The organism is Microbacterium sp. Marseille-Q6965 (assembly GCF_946151065.1).
Lineage (GTDB): Bacteria > Actinomycetota > Actinomycetes > Actinomycetales > Microbacteriaceae > Microbacterium.
In genome coordinates, this window is the sequence record NZ_CAMGZA010000001.1 from 201,035 (window position 1) to 214,223 (window position 13,189).

13 protein-coding genes are annotated in these 13,189 nt (G+C 72.5%); 7 read left to right on the forward strand and 6 right to left on the reverse strand.

Annotation, left to right across the window (positions count from 1 at the left end; translation table 11 throughout):
* Positions 1-18: 18 nt before the first annotated feature.
* Together N8N77_RS01020 and N8N77_RS01025 are read left to right on the forward strand one after the other, a co-directional pair.
* Positions 19-1,065 (forward strand): hypothetical protein, encoded by a 1,047-nt coding sequence (locus tag N8N77_RS01020; RefSeq protein ID WP_261163962.1) that lies wholly within the window; start codon positions 19-21, stop codon positions 1,063-1,065.
* Positions 1,062-1,523 carry a GntR family transcriptional regulator gene (locus N8N77_RS01025; protein ID WP_261163963.1) on the forward strand — a complete coding sequence of 154 codons (462 nt, stop codon included), beginning with the start codon at positions 1,062-1,064 and terminating at the stop codon, positions 1,521-1,523. The genes N8N77_RS01020 and N8N77_RS01025 overlap by 4 nt, the downstream gene beginning before the upstream one ends.
* Positions 1,524-1,577: 54 nt before the next feature.
* Here the strand turns inward: N8N77_RS01025 and N8N77_RS01030 are convergent, their stop codons facing one another.
* Both N8N77_RS01030 and N8N77_RS13420 read right to left on the reverse strand, forming a co-directional pair.
* Positions 1,578-2,657, reverse strand: a complete 1,080-nt coding sequence (locus N8N77_RS01030) for a DNA polymerase IV (protein WP_261163965.1) — start codon at positions 2,655-2,657, stop codon at positions 1,578-1,580.
* Positions 2,658-2,752: 95 nt separating this feature from the next.
* Positions 2,753-3,409 (reverse strand): transglycosylase family protein, encoded by a 657-nt coding sequence (locus N8N77_RS13420; protein WP_314732499.1) that lies wholly within the window; start codon positions 3,407-3,409, stop codon positions 2,753-2,755.
* A gap of 221 nt (positions 3,410-3,630) precedes the next feature.
* On the opposite strand from N8N77_RS13420, the gene hrpB reads away from it, so the two are divergent.
* A complete protein-coding gene (gene hrpB, locus N8N77_RS01045) occupies positions 3,631-6,189 on the forward strand; it encodes an ATP-dependent helicase HrpB (protein WP_261163966.1) in 2,559 nt (852 codons plus the stop codon).
* Positions 6,190-6,259: 70 nt separating this feature from the next.
* Positions 6,260-7,126 (forward strand): AraC family transcriptional regulator, encoded by an 867-nt coding sequence (locus N8N77_RS01050; protein ID WP_261163968.1) that lies wholly within the window; start codon positions 6,260-6,262, stop codon positions 7,124-7,126.
* A 7-nt stretch (positions 7,127-7,133) separates the two neighbouring features.
* On the opposite strand, the gene N8N77_RS01055 is transcribed toward N8N77_RS01050, so the two are convergent.
* The gene (locus tag N8N77_RS01055) at positions 7,134-7,877 is read right to left on the reverse strand and encodes a formylglycine-generating enzyme family protein (RefSeq protein WP_261163969.1); all 744 of its coding nucleotides are present in this window, start codon (positions 7,875-7,877) and stop codon (positions 7,134-7,136) included.
* 44 nt (positions 7,878-7,921) lie between these two features.
* Positions 7,922-8,335: an iron chaperone gene (locus N8N77_RS01060; RefSeq protein ID WP_261163970.1), complete on the reverse strand. Its 414-nt coding sequence runs from the start codon at positions 8,333-8,335 to the stop codon at positions 7,922-7,924.
* Between the two features lie 132 nt (positions 8,336-8,467).
* Here N8N77_RS01060 and N8N77_RS01065 point away from each other — a divergent pair, with 132 nt between their 5' ends.
* The 3 genes from N8N77_RS01065 (at position 8,468) to N8N77_RS01075 (ending at position 11,660) form a co-directional block, all read left to right on the forward strand.
* Positions 8,468-9,160: a triacylglycerol lipase gene (locus tag N8N77_RS01065; RefSeq protein WP_261163971.1), complete on the forward strand. Its 693-nt coding sequence runs from the start codon at positions 8,468-8,470 to the stop codon at positions 9,158-9,160.
* 91 nt (positions 9,161-9,251) lie between these two features.
* Positions 9,252-10,076, forward strand: coding sequence for a DUF4440 domain-containing protein (locus tag N8N77_RS01070; protein WP_261163972.1), 825 nt, complete (start codon positions 9,252-9,254; stop codon positions 10,074-10,076).
* 60 nt (positions 10,077-10,136) lie between these two features.
* Complete coding sequence (locus N8N77_RS01075) at positions 10,137-11,660, forward strand: deoxyguanosinetriphosphate triphosphohydrolase family protein (protein WP_261163973.1); 1,524 nt, start codon at positions 10,137-10,139, stop codon at positions 11,658-11,660.
* On the opposite strand, the gene N8N77_RS01080 is transcribed toward N8N77_RS01075, so the two are convergent.
* Complete coding sequence (locus tag N8N77_RS01080; RefSeq protein ID WP_261163974.1) at positions 11,648-12,076, reverse strand: GNAT family N-acetyltransferase; 429 nt, start codon at positions 12,074-12,076, stop codon at positions 11,648-11,650. The genes N8N77_RS01075 and N8N77_RS01080 overlap by 13 nt on opposite strands.
* A 3-nt stretch (positions 12,077-12,079) precedes the next feature.
* The gene (locus tag N8N77_RS01085; protein WP_261163975.1) at positions 12,080-13,180 is read right to left on the reverse strand and encodes an LLM class flavin-dependent oxidoreductase; all 1,101 of its coding nucleotides are present in this window, start codon (positions 13,178-13,180) and stop codon (positions 12,080-12,082) included.
* Positions 13,181-13,189 lie beyond the last annotated feature (9 nt).

Below are 13,189 nucleotides of genomic sequence, written 5' to 3' on the forward strand. Positions count from 1 at the left end.
TTCCTGAGCGGAGGCGAAATGTCGCACCACGCACCCACCCTGATCGACCCTCTCGGTCTCGCAACGGCGGCCCTCGCGCAGCCCCTCACCTCCCTGCTCGCCGCCGTCGTCGTCACGCTCGGCGTCGTCGCTTTCACCCCGCATAGTCGAGCCGTTCGGCGGGTGACGCCCGCGGGCGCCGGCGTTGCCCGTTCCGCGGAGGCGCGCCATCTGCCGGAGCGCCGGGCGCTGGGCGTCACAGCCATCGCGATGCTCGTCGCGTTCGTCGGCCAGGCTGTGGGAGGCGTCGTCGGTCGTCCCGACGACGCCGTTTCCTGGTGGCGCTACGTGCTCCCGCTGGGGGTGAGCGCGATCGGGCTGATCGTTCTCGCCGCCCTGATCGTCCTCCGCGGCACGCGTGCGCCCCAGGCGCCGACGATGACGACCCAGCGCCGCACCTGGTGGACCTTCGCCCCCCGCTGGGGCGTGGCGGCCGCCGCAGCGGCGTTCGTCACCCTGCTCATCACGACCGTCGGCGCCGGCCTCTCGTCCTCGCCCGATGGTCGTGGGCGGTACGTATGGCTTGAGCTGCCCGTGCCGAACGAGCCCTCGGTCGATCCGATCCGCGTGTGGTTTTACGGCTGGGCGTACGGGCTGCCGGTCATGCTCGGCTTGGGCGGGTTGCTGGTCGTGACGCTCACCTGCCTGCAGGCAAACGCCGTGCGCCCGTACATCCGCCCGGAGACCGTCGGCGCGGAGCGTGTTGCTCGTCGCGAGGTCTCGAGCGGGACGATGCGGATCATGACGGCGAGCATTGTGCTCGCGCTGGCGGCCGCGTGGCGGCTCATCGGGGATGCCGGATCGGTCTCGGGATTGGTGGTGGAGGGCGTGAACGGCGGCGCCTCGTACGACGTCGCCTGGCGGTATGGGGAGGTGGCGGCGGCCGCCGGCTGGTGCGCGCCGGTGCTCGAGACGGCGGCCCTGGTCCTGCTGCTGTTCGCCACTCGGCTGTTGCGTCGCCGTGAGGCACTCGATCCGCACGGGTCGGCAACCGATCCGACCGCCCTTGTGGGAGCGGTGCGGTGACGGCCGCCCCGCTCGTGCCTCTGGCGGACGAAGGAGGCCCGACGATCGCCATCTACAGGCAGCTGCGGGGGTTGATCGTCTCCGGACAGCTCGGCGTGAACGAGCGGCTGCCGACCGTCCGCCAGACGGCGAGCGATCTCGGCGTCGCCACCGGCACGGTCGCGAAGGCCTACAAGATGCTCGAGCAGGACGGGCTTGTCGTGAGCCGCACAGCGGCGGGCACCCGCGTCGCGCCCGGTGCGGCCGCGTTCCCCCGGTCGGTCATGCGGCACGTTCGCGCTTTGGTGACCGAGGCGGACGCCGCCGGAGCTCGCCCCGACGAGGTCGTCGACGTGCTGAGGGCTGTCTGGCGCGGGTTCTCTGCCGCCGCAGAGACCGACGCCGATAGGGACGGCGAAGGCGCGATGACGAGCGACGCCCTCACCACGGGACTGTCGGGCGAGGGGCGTCGGCGCTGACGGAGAAGCGCCGGGCGGCCCGCCGCGGGTGATGCTGCGCCGTCGGGGGCCCACTCACAGACGGCCGCGCACGGGCGTGCGCTCGGCCGGATCGCCGCCCTCGGGCATCGCCATCTCGGCACGGACGCCCAGCAGGCGGATCTCGCGATCCTCCAGCCGGTCGCAGAGCTCCAGGGCCGCCGCGACGATGTCCTCCGTGCGCCGTGTCGGCGCGGGGAGCTTGCGCCCCAGGGTGCGCGTCTCGAAGGGCGCATACCGGACCTTCACGTGCACACGGGTGACGGGGCGATCCTCGGCGGCGCAGTCGGCCGCGGCCTGCACCGCCAGCTCCCGCACCGCCTCGCGCACCTCTTCGCGCGTGACGAGGTTGCGCTGGTAGGTCGTCTCGCGACTGTGACCCCGCGCGACCCAGGGCGAGTCGTCGACGGCGCGAGGACCGATCCCGCGCCCGAGCTCGTGGTACCAAACACCCATCCTGGGACCGAACTCGGCCACGAGCTCCTGCGGATCGGCCGCAGCGAGCGCACGCACCGTATGGATCCCCCGCGCGGCGAGGCGCTTCTCCACACGGGAGCCGACGCCCCACAGGGACCGCGTGGGCCGCTCCCCCATCACCTCGAACCAGTTGTCGGCGGTGAGTCGGTAGACGCCGCGCGGCTTGCCGAACTCGGTTGCGATCTTCGCCCGCACCTTGTTGTCGCCGATCCCGACCGTGCAGTGCAGCCGAGTGGCATCCCACACGGCCGCCTGCGCATCCCGCGCCACGGACTCGGGATCCGCGGTGTGCGCACCCAGGAAGCACTCGTCCCAGCCGAGAACCTCGAGGACGACATCCGGCAGCGACCGCAGCGCCGCCATGACGTCGTGCGACGCCGCGTCGTACGCTGCCCGATCCACCGGAAGGAACACGGCGTCGTCCGGCGCCTTCCGCGCGGCGATCTTGAGCGGCATCCCCGATCGGATGCCGTACGCGCGGGCCTCGTACGACGCCGTCGAGACGACCGCCCGCTCCGTGGGGTCTCCCCGCCCGCCGACGATGACCGGCCGCCCGGCGAGCTCGGGTCGGCGCAGGATCTCGACCGCGGCGATGAACTGATCCATGTCCACGTGCAGGACCCAGTCATCGCCCGTCATGTCTCGAGTGTGACGGCTCCAGCGCTCGTCGGCCAGAGCCGGGGACGGAGCGAGGCGCCCCGTGGGCGCGGAGAGCGCGCCCACGGGGCCGGACATCACGACGTGGGCAGGACGAGCTCCTGGCCCGTGACGATGACGTCGGGGTTGTCGATGGCGTCCTGGTTGACGGCGTAGATGCCGAGCCAGCCGCTGTCGAGCTCGTGCTCCTGCGCGATCTCGAACAGCGTGTCGCCGGACTGCACCGTGTACGTCTCGTCAGACGCCTCCACGTCGGGGAGCGTGTAGTCCGGCTCGGGCGCGGCCGCCGGCTGCTGCTGCGCCGGGGCGGCGGGCGCGTCGCCGGCGGGGGCCGGCGCGGGCGCCGCCTGGCTCGGCTCCGCCGCACCCGAGGCGCCGATCTTCGCCGAGCACGTAGGCCAGGCACCCCAGCCCTGGGTGGCGAGCACGTTCTCCGCGACGCGGATCTGCTCCTCGCGGGACGCATCGGCCGGGTTGCCGACTCCGCCGTTCGCCTGCCACGTCGACATCGAGAACTGCAGCCCGCCGTAGTAACCGTTCCCGGTGTTGATCGACCAGTTGCCGCCCGACTCGCACTGCGCGAGCGCGTCCCACGTCGCCCCGTCCGCGGCGTTCGCCGCCGTCGGCGCGAGGACGGCACCGGCGAGAGCGGCGCCCGCGACGGCGAGGCCACCGGTCGTGATGCGCGCCGCGCGCGACATGGACGAGCGGTTCGGGTTCTTCTTCAGGTACACAGACACCTCCGCGGCCCCGTCTTCCCGCATGATGCGGGCTCCGCCCGGCCGGAGTCGACTCGGGTCATGGTGCGAGGGCTCTCGGGCGGACACGACGGCGGCCCTCGCCTGGGTCCGCCCACGATAAGCAGGGTCACGGTTTGGTAACGAGCCGATCCAGCGTCTTGCCAGCAAGCTTCCCCGTCGCGCTCAGGCGCGCGGCGGCCTGAGAGGATGGCGCGGTGGCACCCGATACGCAGGCCTTCGATCTCGACGCGATCGGCACGGGATTGCCGGTGGCGGCGGCTCGCGCGGAGCTCGCGGCGGCCCTGGCGACGGGATCGATGGTGGTCACCGCGCCACCGGGGACGGGAAAGACGACCTTCCTCCCACCTCTCGTCGCGAACACCCTGGGGAACCGAGGCCGGGTGATCGTGACGCAGCCGCGCCGCGTCGCCGTTCGGGCCGCGGCACGGCGCATCGCGGCCCTGGACGGCACGGCGGTCGGCGGGCCCGTCGGTTTCACCGTGCGGGGCGAGCGCGTCGTCTCGGCGCAGACGCGCATCGAGGTGGTGACCCCCGGTGTGCTCCTGCGACGGCTGCTCGACGACCCGGCGATGGAAGGCGTGGGGGCGGTGATCCTCGACGAGGTGCATGAGCGATCCCTCGACGGCGACCTGTTGCTGGGCATCCTCACGGAGGTCCGCGCCCTCCGCGACGACCTGCTGCTCGCCGCGATGTCGGCCACGGTCGACGCCGCTCCCCTCGCACGGTTGCTGGGGTCGGGCGAGGCCGCCTCGGTCGTGCATGTGCCCTCCCCGCTTCACCCGCTGGTCCTGGAGTACGCGCCCGCGTCCGCGCCTCGTGTCGGCCCGCACGGCGTCACCCGCGAGTTCCTCGACCACGTCGCGTCCACAGCCGTCAGCGCCCAGGCCGCCTCGGGCCGTGATGCGCTCGTCTTCGTGCCGGGCGCGCGCGAGGTCGACGATGTCGTCGCGCGCATCCGTGCCCTCTCCCCCGCCACAGAGGTGCTGCCCCTGCACGGCCGCCTCCCCCCCGCGGAGCAGGATCGCGCGGTCAGGGGCCGGCGGGTGCCGTCCGAGCCGGCGCGGATCGTCGTCAGCACCGCGCTGGCGGAGAGCTCGCTCACCGTGCCGGGCGTGCGCCTCGTCGTCGACGCCGGGCTCTCGCGAGAGGTGCGGCGAGACCGCGCGCGCGACATGACCGGACTCGTCACCGTGAGCGCATCGCGCGCCAGCGCGGACCAGCGGGCCGGACGCGCCGCCCGCGAGGGACCCGGGCGCGTCGTCCGCCTCTACTCCGAGGCCGACTATGCCGCCTTCCGACCGGCGCAGGACCCCGAAATCGCTTCGGCCGATCTGACGGACGCGGCGCTGCTGCTGGCGGCGTGGGGCACCCCAGAGGCGCGGGGCTTGCCGTTGCTCACACCGCCACCGGCCGCCGCGATGACCGGGGCCCGGGAGGCGCTGCGTGCGTTGGAGCTCGTCGACGACGACGGCCGCGTGACGGGCGAAGGCGCGCGGGTCGCTCGCCTTCCGCTCGGGGTGCGCGACGCACGCGCCCTGCTCGGGGCGGCGCACGAGGGCATCGCGCCCCGCCGCGCCGCCGAGGTGGTGGCGGCCATGTCGGGCGACCACCGCGAGGCCGGTGCAGATCTGGATCAGCTCGTGCGCCGCCTGCGCCGCGGCGAAGCACCCGGTGCGGCACGCTGGCAGGACGAGGTGCGGCGGCTGGAGCGGCTCGCGCCAGAGGCCCAGAGCGGGCACGGGCCGGGCGCGGCGGGAATTCTCGTCGCTCTCGCCCGCCCGGAGTGGATCGGTCGACGCGCCGACGACGGGTCGCGGGCGTACGTGCTCGCCAGCGGCACCCGCGCCTCCCTGCCAGAGGGCAGCCCGCTCGCGGGCAGCGAATGGATCGCCGTGCGCGGCGTGCAGCGCGTGGAGGGCCGCGCCGGCGACGGCACGGGCGCCGTCATCCGGCTCGCCGCCGCGATCGACGAGGACGACGCCCTGCGGATCGCCCGGGCGCTCGTGCGAACGCAGCGACGCGCCGAGGTCGAGGACGGGCGCGTCCGGGTGCGCGAGGAGCGGCGAGTCGGGGCGATCCTCCTGTCGGCCACGCCGGTGGCGCCGCGGCCCGAGGACTCCGCGCACGCCTTCGCCGCCGACATCCGCCGCCGCGGTGTGGCGGCGCTGCCGTGGTCGGAGGGGGCGGCACACCTTCGTGCGCGCATGGCGCTCCTCCATCGGACGGTCGGCCAACCCTGGCCCGACGTCTCGGAGCCCGCCTTGCTGGCCGGGCTGGACGAATGGCTCGGGCCCGCGCTCGCGTCGCTGCCGCTCGGCGCGCCGCTGACGCGGCTGGATCTGCGGGGCGCGCTGCGGGGGCTCCTGCCGTGGCCCGACGCCGCGCGGCTCGACGTCCTCGCGCCCGAGCAGCTTGCGGTGCCCTCGGGATCGCGCGTGCGCATCGCGTACCCCGATCCGGACGACCGCGACGGCCGGCCGGTCGTCGCGGTCAAGCTGCAGGAGGTCTTCGGCCTCGCCGAGACGCCGCGCCTCGTGGACGGGCGCGTCCCCGTGCAGTTCCACCTCCTCTCCCCCGCTCGTCAGCCGTTGGCAGTCACGGACGACCTCCGCTCGTTCTGGGACGGGGCGTATGGCGAAGTGCGCAAGGAGATGCGGGGGCGCTACCCCAAGCATCCCTGGCCGGAGGATCCGTGGGCGGCACGGCCGACCGCGCGCACGACGCGCGCGATGACGCGCGACGGAACCGACTGATCGAATCAGACCGGCACGATCGGGTACGGCACCCCGCCTGCGGCCAGGCTGGTGTGCGAAGGGAGACGCCGTGATCGCCACACTCAACCGCCTCGTCGAGGCAATCGAGGACCGCCTCACCGAGGACATCGATGTGGCGGGGATCGTCGGTGCCCTCGGCACGACCGAGTACCACGCGCGCCGCATGTTCTCGTCACTCGCCGGCATGCCGTTGTCGGAATACGTCCGGCGTCGGCGGATGACGGTTGCCGCGGCTGACGTCGTCGACGGCGCGGATCTGCTCGGTATCGCGGTGCGGTTCGGCTACGGCTCGACCGAGGCGTTCGGACGCGCGTTCCGCGCCGTGCATGGCGTGAGCCCCGCGGACGTGCGTCGCCACGGCGGACCTCTTCGCTCGCAACCGCAACTCAGGTTCCGCCTGACCGTAGAAGGGAACACCCCCATGGACGCCCGAATCGTCGACCGCCCGGCCTTTCGACTCATCGGACATGCCGCCCGCGTGCCGCTCATCCACGCCGGCATCAATCCACAGATCCAGGAGCACGTCGCCGCGCTGCCGCCGAGCGCGCACGCCCGGCTCAAAGAGCTCAGCAGCTCCGAGCCGAGCGGCCTGCTCCAGGTGACGGCCGACATCGAGCCCGACGACCCCGAGGGCACCGAGCTGACGTACCTGCACGGCGTGGCCGTGGAAGACGGCGCCACGGTGCCGGACGACCTCGACGCGATCACGGCGCCGGCGGGCGCGTGGGCGGTGTTCCGTTCCACCGGCGCCTACCCCGATGCGTTGCAGGCGACCTGGGCCGCGACGGCGACGGAGTGGTTCCCGTCCAACCCGTGGCGCCTGCGCCCTGGCCCCTCGATCGTGGCGGTTCTGGATCGCTCGCCGGACTTCCGCACCGCGACGACGGAGCTGTGGCTGCCCGTCGAGCGCGTCTGAGGGAAGGTCAGCGCCCGAGGGGCGTCCAGCCGAACGGCACCGGGGCGTCCCAGAGTGCGCGCTCCTCGTCCGCCGCGGCGGACCAGCCCTGCGCCTCGCCGACGGCATCGAAACCGCCGCGCGCCACGCGGAACCCGATGTCGTCCTGGTGCAGGCGCGGGGCTCCGCCGCGACGCGTCGACGCGCGCACGCTCCACTCCGCGTCGGCGAAGCCACCGCCGCGGAACACCCGGTAGTCGGCGTAGCGCGCGGGATCGAGCAGGTCCCAGCACCATTCCCACACGTTGCCCAGGGTGTCGAACATCCCGTGCAGGTTGGGCAGCTTGCCGCCGACATCCTGCGGATGCGTCACGCCGTCGCGTTCGGTCCAAGCGATGTCGGCCAGGGGGCCGTACTGCGGACCGTTCGAGCCCGCGCGGCACGCGTGCTCCCACTCCGCCTCGGTCGGCAGACGATAGCCGTCGGCGTCGACGTGCCACGTGACGTCCTCACCGTCGAACGTGTACGCCGGGTCGAGGCCCTCCCACTCGCTAGCCGCGTTGCAGAACGCGATGGCCCGCTGCCATGACACCTCGACGGCCGGGCGTCGGGGGTGCTCGGCCGTGACGCCGAGCATCTCCGCCAGCTGCGCCTCGGTGACGGGGAAGGCGCCGATCTCGAAGGCCTCGAGCGTGACCGCCCGCCGCGCCCGGCGGCGCGCGTCGTGCAGCGTGACCGTCCCGGCCGGGATGGTGACGAGCTCGAGGTCCACCCAAGAACCCTACTCGGGCCGCCCCGCGCTCAGCCGTGGGATCGTCAGGATACGGCCCTCCGGATGAGCGTGGCGAGCAGCTCCTCATCGGCGGGTGCGAGCTCGGTGACGGCGAAGCTCACCGGCCACATCGTGCCCTCATCGAGCGCGGCCGCCTCGTCGAACCCGATGGTGGCGTAGCGCGCCTTGAACTTGGCCGCCGCCTGGAAGAACACCACCACCTTGCCCTTGGCGTTCTTCCACGCCGGCATGCCGTACCAGGTGCTCGCCGCGAGGTCCGGGGCGTTCTCGGCGACCAGCTCCCGCACCCTCTCCGCGATCACCCGATCCGCATCCGGCATCTCCGCGATCGCCTCCGCCAGCGCCGCCGCGTCGTTCTTCTTCGGGCGGCGCCGCTCCTTCGCCGTCTCCTTGATGGCCTTCCGCTCCTCCGCGGTCAGACCCTCGTTCGTCGCCATCGTGACTCCTTCCGTTCGGCTCGTTCCACACGCTACGCCGGGGACCACGGCCCCCGCTTCTCGATTCCTGATCGGATGCGACGCCCTGTCAACCGGTCGCATCCGCGGCGCGCAGGGAGCAGGATGGCACGCATGCCGACCGCGCCCGTGAACGCCATCCGCGCGCTCGACTGGTGGCTCCGCGACTACGCGTACGCGGCGTTCTGGCAGGCCCGGTCCTTCGGCAACCGCACCGACCCCGAGCAGTTCCGCACGGGCGAGCAGACACCGATCCTCGTGATTCCCGGCGTGTACGAGACGTGGAAGTTCCTCCAACCGCTCATCGTGGCGCTGCACGAGCGCGGCCACCCCGTGCACGTGGTCGAGCCGTTGCGGCACAATCGCCGGCCCGTGGCGACGGGGGCCGCACTCGTCGCCGAGCACCTGGAGGCGCACGACCTGCGTGACGTCGTGCTCGTGGCCCACAGCAAGGGCGGACTGATCGGCAAGCACGTCATGGCGCTCGCGCCGGCGGCAGCGCGCGTGCGCGGCATGGTGGCGGTTGCCACCCCCTTCGGCGGCTCGCGCTACGCGCAGCTCATGCTCTCCCCCACGTTGCGCAGCTTCTCCCCGCGGAACGCGACGATTCTTGCCCTCGCCCGCGAGACCGCGGTGAACGCGCGGATCGTCTCGCTGTATGGGCGTTTCGATCCGCACATCCCGGGCGGCAGCGAGCTCTCCGGCGCGCGCAATGTCGTGCTCGAAACGGGCGGGCACTTTCGGATCCTCGCCCACCCGCGGGTGATCGCCGAGGTCGCTGCGATGGCCGAGCCCGCCGTGCGTTGAGGCGCGACGCGCGCGGGCGTCACGGCGCCGACCCCTTCCCGACGGCTCGCCGCCCACACAGCACCCCCGCGCGAGGCCTAGCGTTGTCGGCATGAGCGATAACCCCCTCCCGGTACGACAGCTTCGCGTCGTGGTGGGCGTCGATGACTTCGACGCCACCCTCCGCCTCTTCCGAGACGCGCTCGGTCTGCCCGAGCGCGCCGCCTTCACGGGCGATGGCGAAGCCCGCGTGGCGATCCTCGAAGCGGGAACCGCGACGCTCGAGATCGCGAATCTCGCGCAGGTGGACATGATCGACCGCATCGAGACGGACGGCGGCACGAGCGAGCGCGTGCGGATCGCGTTCGAGGTGGACGACACCACCGCCACGACCGACCGGCTGGTCGACGCGGGGGCGCAGCTCGAAGCGTCGGCACGCGTCACGCCGTGGCGCTCGCTGAACTCCCGCGTGCGCACACCCGGCGAGCTGCAGGTGACGCTGTTTCAGGAGCTGGAGAGTCTCGAGCAGCGCAGCTCGCGCCCAGGATTCCGCGGCGGTTCGGCAGCGGCGACCCCGAACGACGTCACGGAGGTGCTCGAACGCGAACGCCAGCTCCACAGCCCCGACCTGAGGCGGGATTCCGAGCGTCTCGCGGGGCTCCTGGCGCCGGACTTCACGGAAGTCGGGGCGTCCGGTCGCACCTGGGACCGCGGCCGGACCGTGGAGATGCTCGCGGCCGAAACCGACGCCGCTCCCATCGAGGTGCACGATCTCGCCGGCAGGCCGGTCGGACCGGGCCTCGTCCTGACAACATGGACCTCGGTCCGCGCCGGCCGGCGTGCCCGTCGCACCTCCCTGTGGCGCCGGGACGCCGAGGGTTGGCGGATCGTGCACCATCAGGGCACCCCGCTGCCCGAAGCGGACGAGGCGGGGTGACGTCCGGCGCGGGACGGCGTCGGACGGCGAGTCCACGGTGCCCTCTGCGACACTGTGGTGATGGCCATCACTGCTGACGCCGGACCGGGCAGCGCCCGCTCAGAGGACCCGCGCGCCGCCCGTCGCATCCCCGAGCCGCTCGATCACATTCAGGGCGTGGAGCGCCACCCCGAGTATCGCGTCGACGTGGAGCGACTGCGGTTCTCCCCCTACTACTCACGCCTGTCCGCCGTGACGCAGGTGATCTCTCAGACGGGGGCCGGTCTCGCGGTGCACAACCGGCTCACGCACTCCATCAAGGTCGCGGCCGTCGCGCGTGCCATCGCCACGCACCTCTCGAGCCTGCCCGGAGCCGACGGAAGGCTGATCGAGGAGCTCGGCGGCTGCCATCCGGTTGTCGTGCAGGCCGCCGCGGCTGCCCACGACCTGGGGCACCCGCCGTTCGGGCATCTCGGGGAGCAGACGCTCGATCGCCTCGCGAGGGAGCGCTTCGGGTTGCGTGAGGGCTTCGAGGGGAACGCGCAGACGTTCCGCATCATCACCCGCCTCGACGAGCACGACGAGCCCGGCGTCGGCCTGAACCTCACCGCCGCCGTGCGGGCCGCCGTGCTGAAGTACCCCTGGCTCCGCGGCGAAGGGGGCGCACGCCGGGGCGGCTCCGGCAAGTTCTCGTACTACGCGCTCGACATCGACGATCAGCGCGAGGCGCTGGCCGCGTATCCGCGCATCGAGCCCGGGCAGCAGACGGTGGAGTGCTCGGTGATGGACATCGCCGACGACATCGCGTACTCGCTGCACGACCTCGACGACTTCTACCGCGCGGGCCTGCTGGACCAGACGATCATCTCCGCCGAGTTCCGCACCTGGCGCAGCGAGCTCTCTCATCTTCGGGGGCTGGGTCTGGCCGACCTGCGTGCGGAAGAGCGCGTGCCCGGGCGATCGCTCGAACTGCTCTGGCGGCGTCTCGCCGAGAAGGACCCCTGGATCGCGGACCCGGACGCGTTCGACGAGGCGGTGGCAAGGGTGTCGGACGAGGTCGTCGATGGCCTGCTTTTGCGCCCGTTCGACGGCTCGCTCGCCTCCGAGCGGGGGCTCGCGCGCTTCACGAGCGCCTGGATCGCCCATCTGCAGGCGCGCGTGCGTGTATACCGCTCCCCCGACATCCGGTCAGGACACGTCAGCCTCGATCGAACGGCGTGGCACGAGGTGGCGGTGCTGAAGTTCCTGCACCAACGCTTCATCCTGCACCGCCCCGATCTGGCCGTGTACCAGAGAGGGCGGGCCTCGGTCCTCGAGCGCCTCGTCGACGGCTTCGCGGCGTGGCTCGACGACCCGCGCGACGCACGCCGCGCGCCGCGCCGGCTCGTCGACGTCGTCGAGCTCGCCACGGAGGACTACATGCGGCTCCGGCGCGAGGAGCCGGACCTGCTCGACACCACCGACGTGACGCAGCTGCGTCGCCTCGCGGTGGGCCGCGGAATCATCGACTACGTCGCGTCGCTGACCGACGCGCAGGCGAGCTCGCTCGACGCCCTCCTCGCCGGCCAGACGGAGAGATTGTGGGAGGCCGGTCAGGGCCTTTGACCGAGCACGCAGTCGTACCGGGCGCGACCGGGCCAACGCGGATCGGCCTCGGCCGCGACGATCTCGAAGCCGAGCCGACGGTAGAAGCCGACCGCGTCGTCGTCGGTCTCGGCGCGCACACCGCGCTCGCCCGCGCGCTCGCGCACGGCATGCACCAGTGCGGTGCCCCACCCGCGGCTCTGCGCACCCTCGTCGACCGCGATGTACTCGATCGTCACGGGACGCGTCCGCTCATCGAACGCCGCGAACGCGACGACTCTGCCCTCCTCGCGGGCTCCGAGCACCGTGAGCGCCGGCAGCTCTTCGCGCGCGATCCGAGACAGCTCGTCGTCGTCGAGCTCGGCGGCCAGCCATAGCAGGTGCCGGAACGCGTCGCCGCGGAGCTCCGCCGGCCCCAACGGGCGGATCCGATCCATCGGTCAGCGCCAGCCGAGCGCCGGGGCGACGTGGGTCAGGATCGACTCGATGACGTGCGTGTTGTAGTCGACACCGAGCTGGTTCGGCACGGTGAGCAGCAGCGAGTCGGCCTCGGCGATCGCCTCGTCCTGCCGCAGCTGATCGATCAGCTCGTCGGGTTCCGCCGCGTAGGAGCGCCCGAAGACGGCACGGGTGGACTCGTCGATGTAGCCGAAGCTGTCGCTGCGCTCGCCGGAACCGAGGAAGTAGCGGCGGTCCACGTCGTTCGTGATCGCGAAGATCGATCGCGACACCGACACACGCGGCTCGAAGCCCCAGTCGTGCCGCGCCCACTCCTCGCGGAACTTGCGGATCTGCGTGGCCTGCTGCACGTGCAGCGGCTCACCCGACTCGTCCCACTTCAGGGTGGAGGTCATCATGTGCATGCCGTGCTCGGCCGCCCAGACCGCCGTCGCATCGGATCCGGCACCCCACCAGATGCGCTGACGCAGACCGTCCGAATGAGGCTCGAGCCGCAGCAGGCCCGGCGGGTTGGGGAACATCGGGCGCGGATTCGGCTGGGCGAAGCCCTGCCCCTCGAGCAGCTGCAGCAGCAGCAGCGTCTTCTGCCGGGCGGCCTCGGCGCCGTCGACGTCCTGATCCGACGCGGGCTGATAGCCGAAGTACTTCCAACCGTCGATCACCTGCTCGGGTGAGCCCCGTGAGATGCCCAGCTGCAGTCGGCCTTCAGAGATGAGGTCGGCGGCGCCCGCGTCCTCCACGAAGTACATGGGGTTCTCGTAGCGCATGTCGATCACGCCGGTGCCGATCTCGATGCGCTTCGTGCGCGCGCCGATCGCGGCCAGCAGCGGGAACGGCGAGGCCAGCTGGCGGGCGAAGTGATGCACGCGGAAGTATGCACCGTCCGCGCCCACATCCTCCGCGGCCTGCGCGAGGTCGATCGACTGGTGCAGCACATTGGAAGCGCTGCGGGTTCCCGACTCCGGGTGCGGCGTCCAGTGCCCGAAGGACAGGAAGCCGATGCTCTTGCGGCTGCGCCGGGCGTTCGGGTCGGCGTCCACCCGGTCCTCGCCGTTCGTCGGGTTGTCGGAGTCGGTGCTCATGGACTCATT

What these genes read in the sequence shown, in the direction of transcription:
- N8N77_RS01085 (WP_261163975.1), bottom strand. Translation starts at nt 13,180, where the DNA reads ATGAGCACCGACTCCGACAACCCGACGAACGGCGAGGACCGGGTGGAC.
- N8N77_RS01075 (WP_261163973.1), top strand. Translation starts at nt 10,137, where the DNA reads ATGGCCATCACTGCTGACGCCGGACCGGGCAGCGCCCGCTCAGAGGAC.
- N8N77_RS01020 (WP_261163962.1), top strand. Translation starts at nt 19, where the DNA reads ATGTCGCACCACGCACCCACCCTGATCGACCCTCTCGGTCTCGCAACG.
- N8N77_RS01070 (WP_261163972.1), top strand. Translation starts at nt 9,252, where the DNA reads ATGAGCGATAACCCCCTCCCGGTACGACAGCTTCGCGTCGTGGTGGGC.
- N8N77_RS01080 (WP_261163974.1), bottom strand. Translation starts at nt 12,076, where the DNA reads ATGGATCGGATCCGCCCGTTGGGGCCGGCGGAGCTCCGCGGCGACGCG.
- N8N77_RS01065 (WP_261163971.1), top strand. Translation starts at nt 8,468, where the DNA reads ATGCCGACCGCGCCCGTGAACGCCATCCGCGCGCTCGACTGGTGGCTC.
- N8N77_RS01060 (WP_261163970.1), bottom strand. Translation starts at nt 8,335, where the DNA reads ATGGCGACGAACGAGGGTCTGACCGCGGAGGAGCGGAAGGCCATCAAG.
- N8N77_RS01030 (WP_261163965.1), bottom strand. Translation starts at nt 2,657, where the DNA reads ATGACGGGCGATGACTGGGTCCTGCACGTGGACATGGATCAGTTCATC.